This window comes from Methanobrevibacter acididurans (assembly GCF_046197875.1).
In the GTDB taxonomy this organism is placed as follows: Archaea; Methanobacteriota; Methanobacteria; order Methanobacteriales; family Methanobacteriaceae; genus Methanobrevibacter_A; species Methanobrevibacter_A acididurans.
This window is the reverse complement of the sequence record NZ_CP166991.1, coordinates 1265743-1282988: the sequence shown is the minus strand read 5'-3', so window position 1 is coordinate 1282988 and position 17246 is coordinate 1265743. Positions and strand designations below refer to the sequence as shown.

The following is a 17246-nucleotide window of genomic DNA, read 5'->3' as shown; positions in this document are numbered from 1 at the left end:
TTTAAATATTTTTTATTCTTTTTTTTATTTTTATTTTTTTTATTCGCAGAGGGTTGGCCAAAAATAATTTTTGATATTTTTTGGTATTACTTTTTTTTATTTTTCTGTGGTTTTGCATTTTAGGTTGAGTGTTGCTCCTATTTTTTCTATGAATTGGTTTATGTTGTCTGTTTCGTCGTATTCGTTTTTGATTATGTGGTTTAGTCTTTTTAGGTTGTATGTTAGTGCTTGTAGTGCTAGTATGTGTTCTGTGTGTTGTATTCCTGTTGTTGGTAGTTCATTTATGTGGTAGTAGGTTTTAAGTGTACCAAATGGTGCTTCTACTGTGCTTGATCTTTTTTTAAACATGGTTTTGTATTCTTTTGTTTCCATTTGTTTTTTCATTTTTAGGGCTGTGTTACTTGTGAATTCTGTTATTTGTCTTTGTGTTCCTTTGTAGCATTTTTCTTTATCCTGGCAGTCTTGGCATGCATTGTAGTTCCAATATCTTCTTTCGATTTTATAAGGTTTTGTTTCATTTTCTAAGTAATGTTTGATTTCTTGTTGGAAAGGTAGTTCTTGTTTATTTGGGCAAATGTAAGTGTCTTTTTCTAGATCATGCTTGAAGTGGTCTTTATGGAATGGGTTTTCACTTAATCTTCCTGTGTTTTCTCGAGTTTGTTTTCTATCTGGTATTAATCCTTTAATATTATTTTTTTCTAAGTATTGGAAGCTAGTTTCGGTGTGGTATCCTGTATCTGCACTTACATATTCCGGTTCATCGTTGATGTTATTTATTGCATTTTTCACTATTTCTGGTAATTCATAATGGTCTGTTGGTTTTTGTGAAACTTTTACTGCACAAATAAGTTTGGAAACGGTGTCTACAGCGCTTTGAACATTGTATGCAACCTCATTTAATCCTTGTTTATTATGCATCCAACGAGCTTCAACATCATTTACAGGTACTGTATTTTGACCAGACATCTTTAATTGAGTTTGTAACTCAAATAATAATTCTAATTTATCTTCATTGTTTAAATCTGTTCGTTCAATCAAATTACGTGCTGGACGTGGGAGCTTTTTAATTTTCTTATTAGGTAACTTTAATCCACTATAATACTGAATTAAAGTATTAATGTCCTTTTCATGTAAAACATTAAATTTAGAGTTGTATGCTTTTTTAATAGTCCCATCAATGGATATATGCTTAAAATCTGTGATTCCTAATTCATTTGCAAAAAGTAAAGTACTTCCAATAAAAACATTAAACAAATAACCATAATCACGGATGAATCTTCGAATACTTCTTTGAGAAGGTTTAATTCCATTAGAAACATATAAATAAATTTTATGATACTTAGCATGATCTTCTATAACTTTAGAACTAGTAACACCCTCATTAAAAGCATAAATAATTAATTTAAACATTTCACGAACCGGTAAAACAGGCCTACCCTTTCCTCCCATGTTTTCTTCAACCTCTAAAACTGGGAAAAATTCATCAACAAAACGCACAATAAAACGAGAAAGATGATCCTTAGGAATATCATCATCTAAACGCTCCAATTTAAAACTAGACTGTTCAATATCCATAACTAACACCAACAAATTAATAATAATTAATATTAATATATATAAATACTAGTATATAAATATAACTATTTAAAAACACTTAAAATAAAAAAAACAACACAAAAAATTAATATAAAACAATACCAAGAAAATAAAACACATGAAAAAAAAATTCACACCCAAAAATGACAACAAAAACAAAAAACATGAAAAATAATAACTAAAAAAATAAAATAAAAAAAAGTATTACAAAAAATTAAAAAATCGATTTTTGGCCAACCCTCTCGCAATTTTTTCTATTTTTTATATTTTTATTCATTAAAAAATCAAATCATATTATTTTATATACTTATAAAACCTAGGTTTACATGTTTATTTATAATTGCTGGAGGTTTAATAAATGAGTATGAAAAATATAGTAGTTGCAGGTGGAGGAGTTTTAGGTAGTCAAATAGCTTTTCAAACTGCTTTTAAAGGATTCAATGTAACAATTTGGTTACGAAGTGAAGGATCTATTGGAAGAGCTAAACCTAAACTTGAAAGAGTAAAAAATATATATTTAACAACTCTTGAACAAATGAAAACAGACCCAAGTGCATATTGTAATGGGTTTACTGATAAAAAAGATTTAACTGATGATGAAATCGATGAATTGAAAAATAAAGCTGAATTAGCATATGATAATATAACTTTAACTACAAGTTATGCTGAAGCAGGTAATGATGCTGATTTAATTATTGAAGCAATTGCTGAAGATCCAAAACAAAAAATTCCTTTTTATCAAGAATTAGCTAAAAATATTCCGGATAAAACTATTATTGTTACTAATTCTTCTACATTACTTCCTAGTGCATTTGCTGAGTATACTGGTCGTCCTGAAAAATATCTTGCATTACATTTTGCAAATTCTATTTGGAAGAATAATACTGCAGAAGTTATGGGGCATGCTGGTACTGATCAAAAATACTATGATATAGTGGTTGATTTTGCTGAGAAAATTGGTATGGTTCCTTTACAACTTAAAAAAGAACAACCTGGTTATATACTTAACTCTATGTTAGTTCCATTTTTAAATGCTGCTGAAATGTTATATGCAAAAGGTGTAGCTGATCCTGAAACTATTGATAAAACTTGGGTACTTGCTACAGGTGCACCTATTGGACCTTTCAGAATTTTAGATATTGTAGGTTTAACTACTGCTTATAATATTGTTATTATGAACCCTAATGCATCTGATATTGAAACTATTGAGGGAAAAATAGCAGCTATGCTTAAAGAGAAAATTGATGCTGGAAAAACTGGTATTAATGCTGGTGAAGGATTTTATAAATATTAAATTTTAAATATTTTTTATTCTTTTTTTTATTTTTATTCTTTTTTTTTCGTTAATTTTATATACTATTTAAACTATAGGTTTTTTTATCAACATGTATAAAATTATACATGTTAACTTTTATCCTTAAAATAAAAGGATAATAAAAAAAATTAAGGTGGAAAAAAATATGTATGATAAAGTTTTATTACCTACAGATGGTTCAGAATATTCAGAAGAAGAAATTTCAAGAGTAAAAAAAGTATTAAATCCCAATGGGGAAATAATTATATTATCAGTTGCTAATAAATTAGTCCCTTATGTATTCCAAAAAAAAGAACATATTGATGATATAAATAAAACATTCTATGAAGAAGCTCAAAAAAATGTAGAACACATGAAACAACAATTTGATTCAGATTGTAATATCACCACAAAAGTTGTTGTAGGTTTTGCAGCTGAAAAAATAGTTGAAGTAGCTGAAGAAGATGATGTAGATTTAATTATCATATCCGGATCTGGACGAAGTGGAGTTCAAAAGTTTTTATTAGGAAGTGTAGCTGAAAGAGTTGTTGTAACTGCAAGTACTGATGTATTATTAGTACGTAATTAAATTTTCTATAAAAAAAATTTAAATTAATGATATGAAAATTTCTATATTATTAATGGTGAATTTACTATGAGGAATGATGAATTAATTAATGAAGATGAAACACATTTATTATTTAAAGAAAATAAAGTCCTAATTAAAAATATTTCTAATGGTATAATGAGAAGTTTAATTGTATGGAATCTTTCAAAAAAATCTCTTCATGGTTACGATTTGATGAAAAAAATAGATGAATTTTTTAAACCCCAAATTGAAGCTGGTTTAATTAAAAATGTTAGTCATAGTAAAGTTTATCCCATATTAAATCAAATGGAAGAAGAAGGATTACTTAAAAGTCATGAAGGTATGCATAATAATCATCAAGTTAAATTTTATAATTTAACTTCTAAGGGAAGCAGGGTTTTTGAAACAGTTAAACATGATTTCCAAAAGAATTTTAAAAGAGATATTGTTCAAGATTATATATTTACATGTCTAAAATAATTTTATTGAATAAATATTCTATTTTTGGGGCTGTCCCATAATTAATTTTTTCTTTTTTTACTTTTTTGATTTTGTTATTTTTCTTATTTTGTATAAATTTTGATTGATAGAAGTTGTTTTAGTTATTCTATCGTTTAGAAATAGTTAATTATAAATGTGTGGATTGATAAATAGTTTAATAACGACAAAAAACAAAAACCAAATCCACATTACTTTTTTATGTGTTTTGTGGCATTTAAATTTTTTGGTTTTTTCACTGTTTTTTTGTGGTTTTTAAAATTTTTTTTTTATACAAAATTGAAAAAAGTACGGATAGGTTTTAATTTATGGTTTGTTGTAGTTTTAAAGCTGATTTGCAGGCTGATTTTATTTTAAATGTTCCTGGATATAATTTAAAGGATGAGGGTTTGGTTTTTACTGTTAAATTTATTGTGAGTAAGTTTAAAGAGGATTTTCCTTCTTTTTTTGAAGATTTTAATATGGGTCGTGGTCGTCCTAAAAAGTATTTGCCTGATGAATTATTGGGTTTGTTTGTTTGGGGTGTTTTTAATAATGTTTTAAGTTGTAGGAAATTAGCTGATTGGTTAGATAATAATGATGAGTCTTGTAATTATATTTTAAATAATAAGAAGCCTAGTAAATCAACTATTTCACGTTTTTTTAAATATAATAAGTTTTTGATTGGTGAATTATTTTATTATACTGTGTTTTTGGGTTTAAAACTTAAATTGATTGATAATAATTGTGTTGCGGTTGATGGGACTATTTTAAAGGCAAATGCTAATAATTTTAATTTAATAAAAATTGAGGAAATAAATTTCCTAGAAAAACTGATTAAAAAATATTCAGATAAGAAAAGTAAGAACAGTACATGGTTTAAATTAAGAAAATACATTCAAAAAGGTAAATCATGCCTAGATTTAAAACCTTTAGTGGATAAAATAGATGAAAATTTGAATAAGAATGGTTTAAAACTTTTAAAAACTTGTTTAATTAGTAAAAGTAAATTAGACTATGTTAAGGGTTTTCTAATTTTTTTAAAAGAAAATTATGATGGTAAGCATACGATTAGTTTCACGGATCCTGAATCACGTTGGATGAAAGATAAAGAGGATAAAATGGGATTAAACTATAATTATCAAGTTGCAGTGGATAGTCACAATGGAATGGTGGTTGCTGAGTATTTAACTCAAGCTCCAACTGATCATCATCAGATGCTTAAAATGATGAAAATGGTTGAAGAAAATTTAGGTCAAAGACCAAAATTTTATTTAGCAGATAATGCATATTTAAACAATCAAGCACTAGAACACGCTTTCATTAATGGTTCCATACCATTAATCCCAAATCGAGTGGAAAGCATGAAACATAAAAAAGGAAATAAAATAAAAAGCTATAGTAAAATTAATTTCATTTATAATGAAAAGGAAGACAATTATATTTGCCCACAAAACCAAATACTAAATTATCAGCATAATCGAAAGATTAATAATGTGTCTTATCGTGTTTATTCTACCAGTATGTGTAAAATTTGTAAATTCCACAATGATTGTACAAAAAGCAGAGTCCGGGAAATAATGGACAGAGAACACCCATTACGGAGTAAATTAAGACAAGATTTCAACTCAAAACTAGGGGAAAACATGTATCAAAAAAGAGCACCCTTAAGTGAAGGATACTTCGGATCTCTTAAAAAAAATTATAAATGCAAAAAAGTAGAACGCAAACACCTTAAAAATGCAAAACACGAATTAACACTTAAAGCAATAGCACACAACATACAAAAAATACATAAAAATTTAAACACAACACTCATTTAAAAAAAACATCACATATAAAATAAATAAAAAAAATAACAAACCTATTTAATCTAATCTACAATTAAATAAATCAACACTTAATAAACAGAAGTTTACTAATTAAAAAAATGGTTAGGTGCTATTTCAAGTGTAAAATTAACATAAATACACCCAAAAACAGCACATCCCCTCAATTTTTTCTAAAAAAAATTTTCACTTATGGGACAGCCCCTTTTTCCCATTTTTTTTAAAACTATTTTTTAATATATATTTGACTCTAAAAAAAGTGGTAGGTAGGAAAAAATAGATTAATAATTAATTAATTTTCCCATTTTTTTAGTCATGTCCTTTCCAAGTGTTTCCACATTTTGTACATCTGTAAAAAATAGTTGGTGCTTCATCAGCACTTCTTGTTTGGCGCATCCACCAAGCTATTTGTGTATTTCCACATTTAAAACATTTTCCTTTTGTTGTTGGTAAGGTTACAACATCACCATCAATTAAAACAACTTCTTCGTTATGTTTTTTTTCTCCAGCCATCGTGTACTGTTCTTCTATATCTTTTTTGTTTAAGTTTTTACTGTATCCACAGCTACATTTTACTTGATTATGTTTAGGAATTAGCATTTTTCCACATTTAGGGCAGAATTCCATGTTTTATTAAGCTCCATTCAGGTGTATCTTTTGAAAAAAATTTTAAAGGTTTAATTTTATTTATAAATTATTTATATCTTTTCTAGTTAAGATTGTTGAATTTGCTTCTTTTAATAATTTTAAACCTTTTTCAATGTCTTCAATTTTCATAACTACTACTGCTTCATCTGCTTTTGTACTTACGAATGCATAAATATATTCAACATTAATTCCATCTTTTTCTAATATTTCAAGTATGTGGTTTAATCCATTAGGTTTATCTGGTATGCCAACTACAATAACTTCTGTTTCTTTCACAATTAAATTTTCTTTTTCTAATGCTTTTTTTGCTTTTTCGTTGTCATTCACGATTAAACGGAGTATACCATATTTTTCACTATCTGCTACAGATAATGCTCGAATATTAATATTTTCTTTAGATAATACATTTAATGCGTTTTTAAGTCTACCTTCTTTGTTTTCTATGAATACTGATAGTTGTTTTATTTTCATAAATTTCATTCCCTTAAAAATTATTTTTTTCCTTATTCAAAGTTACGTTCATCAATTACTCTTATTGCTTTTCCTTCACTTCTAGGTAATGATCCTGGTTCAACAAGTGTTACATTTACTCTTAATCCTATTTCATTATGTATATTTTTACTTAATGTGTTTTCAAGTGTGCTTAATTCTTTCATTTCATCTGAGAACATATCTGGTGATGCTTCTACTTTCACTTCAATTTCATCAAGTAATCCTGGTCTTGTTACATGGATTTGATAGGTTGGTTCTATGCCTTCAGTTTTGAATAATGCACGTTCGATTTGGTATGGGAAAACCATAACTCCACGAATTTTAAGCATATCATCACTTCTTCCAGTTATACGTTCTATTTTACAACTTGTTCTTCCACAAGCACATTTACCTTTATGTAAAGTGGTTATGTCTTTTGTACGGAATCTGATTATTGGTGAACCTTCCCGTGTTAAAGTTGTAAGTACTAATTCTCCTTTTTCTCCATCTGGTAATGTTTCTCCAGTTTTAGGATCTATAATTTCTGGGTAGAAATGATCATCTGCTACATGTAGTCCTGTTTGTTCTGGGCATTCTATTGCTATTCCTGGCCCCATTACTTCAGTTAGTCCATAAATATTTAATGCTGTTATTCCGAGACTTTTTTCTATTCCTTTTCTCATTTCTTCGGTCCACATTTCTGCTCCGAATACTCCATATTTTAAGCTTATATCATCTGGTTTGTAACCTTCTTTTTTAAGGTATTCTCCGATATATGCTGCATATGAGGGAGTGCATGTTAATATTGTGCTTTGGAAATCTAATAAGGTATCTACTTGTCTTTTTGTGTTTCCTGCGCTTATTGGGATTACAGTACATCCTACGGTTCTTGCACCGTAATGTATTCCAAAACCTCCAGTGAATAATCCATAACCATAACAATTCTGGATTCTATCTTTTTTGGTTGCATTACACATTCCAAGTCCTCTTGCAGTCATTTCTCCCCATATATCTAAATCTTTTATTGTGTAACCTGATACTGTTGGTACTCCTGTTGTTCCACTAGATGTGTGTATTTCCACAATTTCTTCATCTGGTACAGCAAACATTTTAAATGGGTATGCTGCTCTAAGGTCAGTTTTTGTTGTGAATGGTATTTTTTCAATATCTTTCAATGTTTTTATATCTTCAGGTTTTACCCCTGCATCATCTAATAATTTTTTATAGAAAGGTACATTATCATATGCTCTTTTTACGGTTTGTTGTAGTAATGATAATTGTAATTCCTTTTTATCTTCTTCGTCCATACATTCTGCGGCTTCATTCCAAATCATATTTTTTATCCTCATATAAAAATTTTTTTTAAAACATGAATCTTTAATTTTATAACTTTATTTATTTTTATTATTTAATGTTTATAAATTTTTGAATTATTAATATATTATATAGAATATTTAAATATTATTTTAGTTATAAATTATTAATAACTTAAAATGATGGTTAATTCTTTTATATTGTACTACCTATTTTTTTGGGGTGAAATAATTAAATGTACATTTTTAGTAGCTTTCATCTTTTATAGTTTTTTTATTTATTATTATGTATATGAGGTTAAAATTTTATGAATTATTCTTTGTTAATTGCAATATTTGCAATATATTTTATAATGGTAATCCTTATAGGTTATCTTGCTTATAAAAGAACAAATTCTTCAGAAGACTTTTTAATAGCCGGTCGTGATACTAATTCTTATATTATGGCTTTAAGTTATGGGGCAACATTTATATCTACGGCTGCTATTGTTGGTTTTGGGGGAATTGCTGGTAAATATGGTATGGGAATTTTATGGTTAGCATGGTTAAATGTTATAGTTGGAATATTTATAGCATTTGCATTTCTCGGTAAAAGAACACGTCGTATTGGACATAATTTAGGTAGTGTTACATTTCCTGAATTTTTAGGTCGTAGATTTAATAGTCGTTTTATACAAGTTGCTAGTGGTTTAATTATATTCTGTGGTATGCCATTATATGCTGCAGTTGTTCTTATTGGTGCTGCTAGATTTATGGAAACTAGTTTAGCTCTTAATTTTAGTTTATCACTTCTGATTTTATCTTTAATTATTGCAGTGTATGTGTTCTATGGTGGTATTAAGGGAGTTATGTATACTGATGCTCTTCAAGGAACTATAATGTTTGTTAGTATGGCTATTTTACTTGTATTTGTATATGCGAAATTAGGTGGAGTATCTCATGCAAACATGGCTTTATCTAATATGGTTCATTTATATCCAGCTGCGGCAGCGGCTGATGGGGGAACGGGATGGACTTCTTTCCCTACATTATCTTCACCTTATTGGTGGAATCTTGTAACAACTACAATTTTAGGGGTTGGAATTGGTGCACTTGCACAACCATCACTTGCAGTAAGATTTATGACAGTGAAATCTGATAAAGAATTAAATCGTTCTATTTTAATTGGAGGAGTTTTCATTGCATTAATACCAACTACTGCATATATTGTTGGATCCCTTTCTAATGTGTTTTTCTTTGATAATTTTGGAAAAATTGCAGTAAATATGGTTGCAGGTAATATTGATAAAATAATTCCTACATTTATTTCCATGGCAATGCCTGAATGGTTTGTATATTTATTCCTTTTAACATTGATTGCAGCTTCCATGAGTACATTAAGTGGTCAGTATCATACTCAAGGAACCGCTTTAGGGCATGATATAATTGAAACTTTACATAAACGTAAGTTATCTGATAATTTATCTACTACATTTTCTAAAATAGGTATTCTTGTAGCTATAGTATTATCTCTTATTATAGGTTTATCCCTACCTGGAAGTATAGTAGCTTTAGGTACTAGTTTATTCTTTGGTGTTTGTGCTGCTTCTTTCCTTCCTGCTTATTTGGCGGCATGTTATTGGAAGCGTGCAACTCGTGAAGGAGCTATTGCAAGTATATTAGCTGGAGTATTCTCAAGTTTGTTTTGGTTAATATTTGTCTTTGGAAAAACTGCAACATCTTTAGGAATTTGTAAATTCTTAACTGGTTATCCTATGTTAATATCAACTATGCCTTGGCCTTATGTTGATACTATGATAATTGCATTACCAATTAGTATAATCTTTTTAGTTGTAGTTTCCTTACTCACAAAACCATTAGATGAAAAATATTTAACAAATTCATTTAGAGGTTTTAATAAGAAGAAAGTTAAGGAGGAATCCTAATGATGGTTTTTGGTATATCTGATCCATGGATTTGGGGTGTTTATGTTTTAATAATTTTATCTACACTTCTTTGTGTGGTTTATGGTATTGTTAATTGGAATAAAGGGGATGAAGATGAAGAAGAACGTCTTCAGGATAAAGGAATTACTGAAGAAGATTTAGATTCTTATTAAAATATTTTCTCCAATTTAACACTTTTTTTTAATTATTTTTTTTTACCTTTAATAATGTCAAACTTTTTTAAAGGTATAAATAATTAGAATGTATAAAATAATATTATTAAATTAAAGAGAACCGTTTTTTAAAAATAAATAAAATAATGATTTTAGGAGTTGTGTTTATAAAATGAGAACTAAAGAAATTTTAGGAAAAGAAGTATTAAATTTAAATGTTACTATACTTGGAAAAGTTGTTGATTTTGAAATAGATCCTGAAACATATCAAATAACAGGTTTAGTAATTAATAAAGGCAATATTAAAGAAAAAATGAATATTAAAAAAAGTGAAGATATTATTCCTGTAGATATGGTGAGTAAAGTTGGGGATAAAATATTATTAAAAGATTTATCCGAAGAGGAATAAAAAAAAACTTTTTTTTATTAAGAGATTTCTATGTCAAATAAAGATTATTTAATTCAAATTTTAAAAGAAAATAAAGTTTTTGAAAAGGGAGATTTCACTCTAGCTAGTGGTAAAAAAAGTAATTATTATGTTAATATGAAAAAAGCAATCACTAATCCTGAAATATTATCAACTATTGCTAAATTAATTACTGATAAAATAAGTGATGATAATATTGATAAAGTTGCAGGACCTGCTTTAGGTGCTGTTCCTATAGCTACTGCTGTATCTTTAGAGTCACGTATTCCATTACTTATGATACGTAAAGAAAAAAAGGGTTATGGTACTAGTAAACTTATTGAAGGTGAATTATGTGAAGGTGATGATGTTATTGTTGTAGAAGATGTTACTACAACTGGTGGATCTTTACTTAAAGCTATACATGCAATCCAAGATAATGGTGGTAATGTTAGTAGAGCTTTTGTTTGTGTTGACCGTGAAGAAGGTGCTGTTGAGGCATTTGAAGATGCAAATATTCTTTTAGAACCTTTAATTAGTGTTAATGAATTTTTTTAATTATTTTATTTTTTCTTATTTTCTTGCATGTTTTACAAGATGTCCTATTTCAGGATATATTAAATTTAAACCCATTTCAACAGCATTAGGTGAACCGGGTAATGCAAAAATGATTGTTTTATTATAAATTCCAGCAGTTGATCTGGATAGTAATGCTCCGGAACCTAATTTTTCAAAGGATTTTCGACGGAATTCTTCCCCAAAACCGAGTATTACTTTATCAAATCTTGGAACTAATGTTTCAATAGTTATATCTCTACTTTCAAGTCCTGTTCCACCTGTTGTGAAAATTACATCTATTCCTTTACTATTCATATTAGATATAGCTTGTATTAATTTATCTGATTCGTCTGCTATAAGTACATATGCGGATACTTCATATTTTTCACTTAGTCTTTCAAATAAATATTGTCCTGATAAATCTTCTTCTATTCCTTCATTACCTTTTTCTTTTAAACTATCACTTAATGTGATGATTCCACATTTTATATCTGAGGGACTATCTTTTTTATGGGATTCCATTGTTTCGCTTATCATTTTTATTTACATCCTATCCTTAATTTTTTCTTAGAATTATTTTTTCCGAGTAAGGTATATATTTTTTATTATCTATATATAATTAATATGAATAATGTTGTTTATGTTTTAGATGCTTCTGCTTTTATTAATGGTTATGAACCGGGTAATAATGTTAATTATACAGTATCTGATATAACTCATGAAGTTAAGGATTTAAAGTCTCAAATACGTTTGAATCAAGCAATTGATGAGGGTAATTTAATTGTCCGTAATCCTAATGATAAATTTAAGTTAGAACTAGATGAAATTATTAAAAAATCTGGTGATAGTTTAAGATTATCTGAACCGGATAAGAATTTAATAGCTTTAGCCTTAGATATTCAGAATACTAATAGTAATGTTAAAGTTTTAACTGATGATTATTCTATACAGAATGTTTTAAAGATTATAGGTATTCCTTATAGTAGTATTATTACTAAAGGTATTAATGGTGTGTATAATTGGGTTAAAACTTGTAATGGTTGTAAACGGGATTATCCTGAAGATTATCCTTATGAAGATTGTGAAGTGTGTGGGTCTTCACTTTTTAAACGCAGAATAAAAAAGTAATTATAAAAGAAAATTTGTTTTTGTAGGTTTATTATTTATGGAAATTGGAGTAGTAGTACATGGCCCGAATATTATAGATTCAGGGTATGCTTTATATATTTTAGATATATTATCAAATTATGGTAATATTCATTGTAGGCTAGGTGGAACAATGGGAAGAACTGCAGTTATTGATGCTTCCCTTGAAAATGTGATAAATATTAAAGAGAAATTACTTCCTAGTCAATCATTAAAGAAATTTAAGGATGAAAATTTAGATTGTATTTTCTTATTAAATTATGGTAAATCTTCCACAACAGGTCAAGTGTTTGGTTATAAAGTTTTTAATCATTATAGTCAATATTTAACTGATGATTTAACACCAGTCATACAAATTGAACGTCCAGGGGAAAATGATGGTAGTGTTATTGTTTGGGATGGTAATGAAACTAAATTAAATATACATCCTGGTGCTAGAAGTGAATATAAAACTTTAACTGCTGATGATTTTGCAATTAAACTAGCTAGTCAATTAGAATTAAATATCGTAACACCTGAAGATGTAAGGTTAAAACATTTTACTAATAATATTCCAGATTTAAAAGGTAGTATTGTTCGTCCAGTTCATGGGGTAAGTCCAGGTGAAAATATCCTTGTAAATGGAATGGTTATTGGAAAATCTTCATCTGATAAGTTAACTCTTGTTGCAAAAGATGGTATTATTACAGATATTATTGGAGGGAATATTAAACAACACGGTGTGGATAAATTAGGGAAAATAGATTTAAATACTGCAATTATTAAAACAGGTTTACTTCGCAGAAGTGATGATATTGAACCTCGAGTATTAAACAAGGATAATTCTTCTACAATTTTAAGTATTGCTTACTTAGATCATGCTGCTGAAGATATTTATAAACTAAAAGATAATGATTTAGTTATTACTGTAGGTGATGATACAACTTTAGTGGCTTCAGATATTCTTTATCGTTTTAATGTCCCAATTATTGGAATAACAGATGGGGATTTAGATAAAGTTGTAGAGCATGGTTTTGTTAAAAATGAATCTAAAATTATACAAGTAGAATCTGGTTATGATGATATTGTTGGAGCTGAAATTTTTGATAAAGTTTTTAATTTCAATGAAATTTTAGAAATTCAATATCCAAAGGATTGTAACTTGGATGATTTTAAAACTTTGAAGCTTAATGAAATTTTTGAAACAATTACTAAAATAGTAAATAATATAAATTGTGATTTTAAAATAGTTAATTAATATAAAATTTTATAATTTATTATCTTTTAGAAATTATGAGGTGTATGTTTTTGGATTTAAAGGATCTTATAAAATTAATGAAATTTTTGAAACAATTACTAAAATAGTAAATAATATAAATTGTGATTTTAAAATAGTTAATTAATATAAAATTTTATAATTTATTATCTTTTAGAAATTATGAGGTGTATGTTTTTGGATTTAAAGGATCTTATAAAATCTCTTCAGTCTTTTAATGGTGTAACCAGAAAAAATGATATAAGTAAAGTTACAGACTCTCTAAAATCTGTTTATAACATTTCAGGGAATGTTTTATTAGACTTTGGCGATGATGCATCAGCTATTGATATTGGGAATAATCAAGTGATACTTTTTGCAGCAGATGGTATATGGGGTCAATTGATGAACACAAATCCTTACTGGGCAGGATATTGTAGTGTTCTTGTTAATGTTAATGATATTGCAGCAATGGGTGGAAAACCTTTAGCAATGGTGGATATATTATCAATTAAGCATGATAAAATTTATGATGAGCTTATGAAAGGGATTAAAGATGGTTGTGAAAAATTTAATATTCCTTTAGTTGGCGGACATCTTCACCCTGATGCAGATTTTGATTCTATTGGAATGGCAATTATTGGGATTGCTAATAAAGATAAATTAATCACCAGTTTTGGGGCTAATGTTGGAGATAAAGTATTAGTTGCTATAGATATTGAAGGAAGACAACACCATGATTTCCCTTTAAATTGGGATACTACTTATTTAAAAGATGAAACTTTAGTTCAAAATCAAATTAAAGTTATGAAAGATTTAGGTGAATCTGGACTTGTTACTGCAGGTAAAGATATAAGTAATCCTGGAGTATTAGGTACTCTTGAAATGTTATGTGAATGCTCTGATGTTGGTGCTTGTGTTCGTTTAGAATCTATTCCCCGAAATCCTAAAGTGGATTGGGAGGATTGGTTAAAATCTTATCCTGGTGCAGCATTTGTTTTAACTTCTCCTGTTGAGAATACTCAAGGAGTTATTGATATGCTTTCTAAATTTGATTTTACTGTGTCTGTTGTTGGTGATGTAATTAGTGAAAAATCTTTATATGTTGAATATAAGGATGAACGTTTAGTTTTATTTAATCAAAAGGTTAATCCCGTATTATAAATTAAAGAAAAGTTAATGTATATACATTTTTTTGGTAAATATAATTTAATTATAAAAAAAAGTTAATAAAAAAAAGTTAATAGGATTTGGAAACTTATGTTAGTTAAAATTAATGGTGAAGATGTTGATATTCCTGAAGGTTCTACAATAAAGGATGCAATTAATATAAGTAATGCTCCTTATAGTCAAGGTAGTTTAATTTGTTTAATTAAGGGACAATCTGAATTAGAAGGGAATATTAATAAATATAAAATTAAATCTCCTAAAGGTAGTGTTATTATAGAATTGTCTGATGCTCCTGAAGCTAAACCTTTAGTTGATTTTTGGAAATCTCATTATTCTGATTTTAATGGTTTAAGTGTTAGATGGACTAGTAATAATGAAGTTGCAGTAGGGCCTGTTACTACTGATTTTACTCCATCTAAAGAAAATCATAAATATTGGGATAGAGATGTTTTATTAAGTCTTTCTGGTTTTAGTCGTGATGCGACTCATATAATTTTTGCAAAAGAAGATATGGAAAATGTTTATGGTGTTCCTGAAGGTACAAATAATGGTGTTTTTGCTAAAGTTATTGGTGGAGTTCGTACTTTACGTCAATTAACTGATGATGATGATATAATTAGTGTTGAACCTATTATAGAGCGTAGTACTGTAACAGATTCATCTTCTGTTAGTGAATTAAGCACACCTTTAGCTGAAGGTAATCAATTATTCACATATTGTCTTGTTGAACCTAATGTTAATTCTTCAAAATCTGTTGAACAATTCTTTTCAGTTATTCATGATAATACTATTAAGGTTGATTATGAATCTAATTCTTTCATTGGAGAATTTTGGTTACAAGGAATCACTAAACCTGTTGAAGAGATTACAGAACGTAAAAGAGGTACTGTAACTTTACGTAATTCTGGTAAAGGTAAAGGAAAAATTTATATTTATCGTGAAGATCGTGTTAGAGTTAATAGTCACACTACAATAGGTAAAGTTGTTAAAGGTATGGAATTAATAGATATTGCAAGTTATGGGGATGTTATTACAATTCATTCTAATCCTGAACCTATTAAAACTTTAACAAAAACACAGAAAGAAGTTGAGGAAGAATTAAAAAATAGGGGTATTAAACAGGAACGTGTTGGTGTTACTGAGGATGATGCTATTATAGTTGAACAAATCCCTAATGAAACAATGGATATTATAAAAGCGGGAAAAGTTCAAACTAAAGGATTAAATAAAACTGATTTAATTCTTATTAAAATGACTGATAAGGCTCCACGTACAAGATGGTACTTTGATAAATTAACTGGATTAGTTGAAAAACCAATTGGAACTTTAAAAGTATACTTTGCAGTGCAAGATATGCATATTTTCATGTTTGCAGGTGATGATAGGGAAGCTAAAGGTATTTTACCTGAAAACACTCCAAAGGATATTGTTAAAGCTGGAAGTATTGGGGTAACTAATATGAGTCGTAAGAATCTTGGTATTATTGGAATTCGTACAAAGGATAATGATGAGTTTGGTCCTACAGCGGAACCTTTCGATGGAACTAATATTATAGGTGAAGTAGTATCTGATTTAAATGATATTCATGGTTTAAAAGAGAATGATATAGTTTACCTACGAGAAGTTAACCCTGAACATATTGATGAAGAAACATTAGAAGAATTAGATACTGAAGAATTCCCTGAAGATACTGATATGATGGATGAAAGTATTAAAAAAGCATTAAAATAATAAATATTATGATTTAAGAATATAAGGAAGGATTAATTATGAAAGAAGCAGAAGCACATCTTACTATGAGTCCAAAATTAGATTCTGAAGATTTAGATCCTGAAGTTGTAAATCGTATGATTATTCTTGGACCACGAGCTAATGTTAGTGAAAGTGAATTAACAAGTGAATTACATTTACTTGGATTACCACTCACAATAAAAGAAACCTGTTATGGTGCAATGGTTAGTGGGAAAAAAGAAGATGTTAAAAAAGCAATTATTGAAATACGTAAATTAGATCCATATAACATTTTTACAAAAGATCGTGGATTCGCACCAGGTGACCCACGTCGTTGTAGAGGGCATCGTTTAGGTCCTCGTGAAGGTTTTCACCAATTAGAAAGAGAATATGAACTTTTGGATTATGTTGGTGAAGCATTAAAGAATCCAAGACCTGTTGAAATAGTTAAACCTAAACCAATTGATGTTGATGAATTTAAAAGTATTGTTAATGAATCAATAAAAAAGAGGGTTGGCCAAAAATCGATTTTTTAATTTTTTGTAATACTTTTTTTTATTTTATTTTTTTAAGTTATTATTTTTCATGTTTTTTTTATTTTTGTTGTCATTTTTGGGTGTTAATTTTTTTTAATGTGTTTTATTTTAGTGGTATTGTTTTATATTAATTTTTTGTGTTTATTTTTT

At 28.1% G+C, this 17246-nt stretch carries 17 protein-coding genes and 1 pseudogene; 13 read left to right on the top strand and 5 right to left on the bottom strand.

Annotated elements, in window-relative coordinates:
* Window positions 1-96: 96 nt before the first annotated feature.
* Window positions 97-1575, bottom strand: coding sequence for an IS1182 family transposase (locus ACA135_RS06300; protein WP_409197876.1), 1479 nt, complete (start codon window positions 1573-1575; stop codon window positions 97-99).
* A gap of 379 nt (window positions 1576-1954) precedes the next feature.
* Between ACA135_RS06300 and ACA135_RS06295 the strand changes: the two genes are divergently transcribed.
* The 4 genes from ACA135_RS06295 to ACA135_RS06280 all read left to right on the top strand — a co-directional run bounded on the left by ACA135_RS06295 (window position 1955) and on the right by ACA135_RS06280 (window position 5779).
* On the top strand, window positions 1955-2890 hold the full coding sequence (locus ACA135_RS06295; protein ID WP_409197910.1) for a 3-hydroxyacyl-CoA dehydrogenase: 936 nt from the start codon (window positions 1955-1957) through the stop codon (window positions 2888-2890).
* 166 nt (window positions 2891-3056) lie between these two features.
* Window positions 3057-3479 (top strand): universal stress protein, encoded by a 423-nt coding sequence (locus ACA135_RS06290; protein ID WP_409197909.1) that lies wholly within the window; start codon window positions 3057-3059, stop codon window positions 3477-3479.
* 66 nt (window positions 3480-3545) lie between these two features.
* Window positions 3546-3959, top strand: coding sequence for a PadR family transcriptional regulator (locus ACA135_RS06285; RefSeq protein WP_409197908.1), 414 nt, complete (start codon window positions 3546-3548; stop codon window positions 3957-3959).
* A 326-nt stretch (window positions 3960-4285) separates the two neighbouring features.
* Window positions 4286-5779 (top strand): transposase, encoded by a 1494-nt coding sequence (locus ACA135_RS06280; RefSeq protein WP_409197907.1) that lies wholly within the window; start codon window positions 4286-4288, stop codon window positions 5777-5779.
* 315 nt (window positions 5780-6094) lie between these two features.
* On the opposite strand, the gene ACA135_RS06275 is transcribed toward ACA135_RS06280, so the two are convergent.
* From ACA135_RS06275 to ACA135_RS06265, 3 genes are read right to left on the bottom strand one after another with little or no spacing between them, the layout of a single operon-like run.
* Complete coding sequence (locus tag ACA135_RS06275) at window positions 6095-6412, bottom strand: transcription factor S (RefSeq protein ID WP_409197906.1); 318 nt, start codon at window positions 6410-6412, stop codon at window positions 6095-6097.
* 60 nt (window positions 6413-6472) lie between these two features.
* A complete protein-coding gene (locus ACA135_RS06270; RefSeq protein WP_409197905.1) occupies window positions 6473-6904 on the bottom strand; it encodes an ACT domain-containing protein in 432 nt (143 codons plus the stop codon).
* A 32-nt stretch (window positions 6905-6936) separates the two neighbouring features.
* Window positions 6937-8238 carry a phenylacetate--CoA ligase family protein gene (locus ACA135_RS06265; RefSeq protein WP_409197904.1) on the bottom strand — a complete coding sequence of 434 codons (1302 nt, stop codon included), beginning with the start codon at window positions 8236-8238 and terminating at the stop codon, window positions 6937-6939.
* A gap of 287 nt (window positions 8239-8525) precedes the next feature.
* Between ACA135_RS06265 and ACA135_RS06260 the strand changes: the two genes are divergently transcribed.
* The 4 genes and pseudogenes from ACA135_RS06260 (at window position 8526) to pyrE (ending at window position 11279) form a co-directional block, all read left to right on the top strand.
* Window positions 8526-10142: a sodium:solute symporter gene (locus ACA135_RS06260; protein WP_409197903.1), complete on the top strand. Its 1617-nt coding sequence runs from the start codon at window positions 8526-8528 to the stop codon at window positions 10140-10142.
* Window positions 10142-10246: pseudogene (locus tag ACA135_RS06255) on the top strand (symporter small accessory protein); the annotation flags it as partial. The gene ACA135_RS06260 and the pseudogene ACA135_RS06255, both read left to right, overlap by 1 nt.
* 241 nt (window positions 10247-10487) lie before the next feature.
* Complete coding sequence (locus ACA135_RS06250) at window positions 10488-10724, top strand: PRC-barrel domain-containing protein (RefSeq protein ID WP_409197902.1); 237 nt, start codon at window positions 10488-10490, stop codon at window positions 10722-10724.
* 30 nt (window positions 10725-10754) lie between these two features.
* Window positions 10755-11279, top strand: coding sequence for an orotate phosphoribosyltransferase (gene pyrE / locus ACA135_RS06245; protein ID WP_409197901.1), 525 nt, complete (start codon window positions 10755-10757; stop codon window positions 11277-11279).
* Between the two features lie 15 nt (window positions 11280-11294).
* Here the strand turns inward: pyrE and ACA135_RS06240 are convergent, their stop codons facing one another.
* On the bottom strand, window positions 11295-11816 hold the full coding sequence (locus ACA135_RS06240; RefSeq protein WP_409197900.1) for a molybdenum cofactor biosynthesis protein B: 522 nt from the start codon (window positions 11814-11816) through the stop codon (window positions 11295-11297).
* An 87-nt stretch (window positions 11817-11903) separates the two neighbouring features.
* Between ACA135_RS06240 and ACA135_RS06235 the strand changes: the two genes are divergently transcribed.
* The 5 genes from ACA135_RS06235 to ACA135_RS06215 all read left to right on the top strand — a co-directional run bounded on the left by ACA135_RS06235 (window position 11904) and on the right by ACA135_RS06215 (window position 17096).
* Entirely contained in the window at window positions 11904-12407 is a 504-nt protein-coding gene (locus tag ACA135_RS06235; RefSeq protein ID WP_409197899.1) for a ribonuclease VapC, read from the top strand.
* A 37-nt stretch (window positions 12408-12444) separates the two neighbouring features.
* Window positions 12445-13662, top strand: a complete 1218-nt coding sequence (locus ACA135_RS06230; RefSeq protein ID WP_409197898.1) for a DUF2117 domain-containing protein — start codon at window positions 12445-12447, stop codon at window positions 13660-13662.
* Between the two features lie 189 nt (window positions 13663-13851).
* The gene (locus ACA135_RS06225) at window positions 13852-14823 is read left to right on the top strand and encodes a methanogenesis marker 2 protein (protein WP_409197897.1); all 972 of its coding nucleotides are present in this window, start codon (window positions 13852-13854) and stop codon (window positions 14821-14823) included.
* Between the two features lie 96 nt (window positions 14824-14919).
* On the top strand, window positions 14920-16560 hold the full coding sequence (locus tag ACA135_RS06220) for a methanogenesis marker 3 protein (protein WP_409197896.1): 1641 nt from the start codon (window positions 14920-14922) through the stop codon (window positions 16558-16560).
* A 38-nt stretch (window positions 16561-16598) separates the two neighbouring features.
* Entirely contained in the window at window positions 16599-17096 is a 498-nt protein-coding gene (locus tag ACA135_RS06215) for a methanogenesis marker 6 protein (protein WP_409197895.1), read from the top strand.
* Window positions 17097-17246 lie beyond the last annotated feature (150 nt).

Excerpts from the sequence above, each read along its gene's own strand:
- ACA135_RS06300 (WP_409197876.1), bottom strand. The coding sequence starts at position 1,575 with ATGGATATTGAACAGTCTAGTTTTAAATTGGAGCGTTTAGATGATGAT.
- ACA135_RS06295 (WP_409197910.1), top strand. The coding sequence starts at position 1,955 with ATGAGTATGAAAAATATAGTAGTTGCAGGTGGAGGAGTTTTAGGTAGT.
- ACA135_RS06290 (WP_409197909.1), top strand. The coding sequence starts at position 3,057 with ATGTATGATAAAGTTTTATTACCTACAGATGGTTCAGAATATTCAGAA.
- ACA135_RS06285 (WP_409197908.1), top strand. The coding sequence starts at position 3,546 with ATGAGGAATGATGAATTAATTAATGAAGATGAAACACATTTATTATTT.
- ACA135_RS06280 (WP_409197907.1), top strand. The coding sequence starts at position 4,286 with ATGGTTTGTTGTAGTTTTAAAGCTGATTTGCAGGCTGATTTTATTTTA.
- ACA135_RS06275 (WP_409197906.1), bottom strand. The coding sequence starts at position 6,412 with ATGGAATTCTGCCCTAAATGTGGAAAAATGCTAATTCCTAAACATAAT.
- ACA135_RS06270 (WP_409197905.1), bottom strand. The coding sequence starts at position 6,904 with ATGAAAATAAAACAACTATCAGTATTCATAGAAAACAAAGAAGGTAGA.
- ACA135_RS06265 (WP_409197904.1), bottom strand. The coding sequence starts at position 8,238 with ATGATTTGGAATGAAGCCGCAGAATGTATGGACGAAGAAGATAAAAAG.
- ACA135_RS06260 (WP_409197903.1), top strand. The coding sequence starts at position 8,526 with ATGAATTATTCTTTGTTAATTGCAATATTTGCAATATATTTTATAATG.
- ACA135_RS06250 (WP_409197902.1), top strand. The coding sequence starts at position 10,488 with ATGAGAACTAAAGAAATTTTAGGAAAAGAAGTATTAAATTTAAATGTT.
- pyrE (WP_409197901.1), top strand. The coding sequence starts at position 10,755 with ATGTCAAATAAAGATTATTTAATTCAAATTTTAAAAGAAAATAAAGTT.
- ACA135_RS06240 (WP_409197900.1), bottom strand. The coding sequence starts at position 11,816 with ATGATAAGCGAAACAATGGAATCCCATAAAAAAGATAGTCCCTCAGAT.
- ACA135_RS06235 (WP_409197899.1), top strand. The coding sequence starts at position 11,904 with ATGAATAATGTTGTTTATGTTTTAGATGCTTCTGCTTTTATTAATGGT.
- ACA135_RS06230 (WP_409197898.1), top strand. The coding sequence starts at position 12,445 with ATGGAAATTGGAGTAGTAGTACATGGCCCGAATATTATAGATTCAGGG.
- ACA135_RS06225 (WP_409197897.1), top strand. The coding sequence starts at position 13,852 with ATGTTTTTGGATTTAAAGGATCTTATAAAATCTCTTCAGTCTTTTAAT.
- ACA135_RS06220 (WP_409197896.1), top strand. The coding sequence starts at position 14,920 with ATGTTAGTTAAAATTAATGGTGAAGATGTTGATATTCCTGAAGGTTCT.
- ACA135_RS06215 (WP_409197895.1), top strand. The coding sequence starts at position 16,599 with ATGAAAGAAGCAGAAGCACATCTTACTATGAGTCCAAAATTAGATTCT.